The organism is Kitasatospora sp. A2-31, from assembly GCF_022288725.1.
In the GTDB taxonomy this organism is placed as follows: Bacteria; Actinomycetota; Actinomycetes; order Streptomycetales; family Streptomycetaceae; genus Kitasatospora.
The window spans coordinates 1-1,268 of the sequence record NZ_JAKNTA010000217.1; the positions used below are offsets into that span (position 1 = coordinate 1).

Genomic DNA, 1,268 nt, shown 5'->3' on the forward strand with positions numbered 1-1,268 from the left:
CCCGCCGGGCCGGACCTGTCCCACCTCTCCGGCGACTGGGTCATCGACACCACCCACAGCGAGGTCGGTTTCTCGGTGCGCCACGCGATGGTCACCAACGTCAAGGGACGCTTCACCGAGTACGACGGCAAGTTGAGCCTGGACGGCGCGGAGCCCGGCAACTCCAGCGCCGAGCTGGTGATCAAGGTGGCGAGCATCGACACGAACCAGGCCCAGCGCGACGAGCACCTGCGCACCGGCGACTTCTTCGCCGCCGAGACCTACCCGGAGATCCGCTTCCGCAGCACCTCCGCCGAGCGCCTGCGCGGGGACACCTACCGGATGACCGGCGAGCTGACCATCAAGGACACCACCCGTCCGATCGTCCTCGACCTCGACTACACCGGCAGTGCCACCGACGCCTACGGCGCCGAGCGCGTCGGCTTCGAGGGCTCGGCCGTCCTGGACCGCACCGACTGGGGCCTCACCTACAACGCCGCCCTGGAGACCGGCGGCGTGCTGATCGGCGAGAAGGTCAAGCTCAGCTTCGACATCTCCGCCGTCCGGGCGGCCTGAACCGGCCGACCACGGCTGCCCCCGGCACACCGGGCACCGGTCCACCCGGAGCCCCGGCGGTCCGCGCCGCGACCGCCCCGCACACGCCCCGCCCCTGCCGACCCCCGAGCGGCAGGGGCGGGGTCGCCTCCGGGCACAACAACCCAGGGGCGCCCGGTCATTCCGTTCCGGTGGCGCCGAAAGCCCGCCCGCGGGCCGGCGGAGCCCACGGCGCACCCATGGGCCGGTCCGAGGTCCCGATCGACCGCGAGGGCGCTAGCCTGCCAGGAGCGCGGCGTCGGCCGCGGGCAGCCAGCTGCCCGCCGGACGCCGCAACCACCGCTCCTCCGCACCGAGTTCGGCGGCGGCCGTCACCAGCGCGGCCAGTCCGGGGTGGCGCAGGTCCGGCCGGTGGACCAGGCTGAGCAGGGTCAGCGGCACCGGCTCCACCAGCGGCAGGTTCACCACGCCGGGCATCACCAGCCCGCCCACGGTGGTCAGCATCGGATCGCGGTGGCGGGCCATGTAGCGGACGGTCTCGTCCACTCCGACCGGCGGCACGTGCGGTGCGGCCGGAACCAGGCCGTGCTCGCGCAGCAGCCGGGCGCCGAGGTCCGCCCACTCGGTGGTGGCCGGGTTGCCGGCGCAGATGTCGACCGGGTGGCCGACCAGGTCCGCGAGCCGCAGCACCGCGCGGCCGGCCAACGGGTGGTCGGCCGTCATCATCACCGACA

Annotated in this window: 1 protein-coding gene and 1 pseudogene; one reads left to right on the forward strand and one right to left on the reverse strand. The window is 74.1% G+C overall.

Translation table 11 applies throughout. The features are described 5' to 3' along the window. On the forward strand, positions 1-555 hold a 555-nt coding region (locus tag MCM47_RS41005), incomplete at its 5' end, for a YceI family protein (protein ID WP_238951857.1). A gap of 255 nt (positions 556-810) precedes the next feature. On the opposite strand, the pseudogene MCM47_RS41010 reads toward MCM47_RS41005, so the two are convergent. Continuing rightward, a pseudogene (locus MCM47_RS41010) lies at positions 811-1,268 on the reverse strand (LysR family transcriptional regulator); the annotation flags it as partial.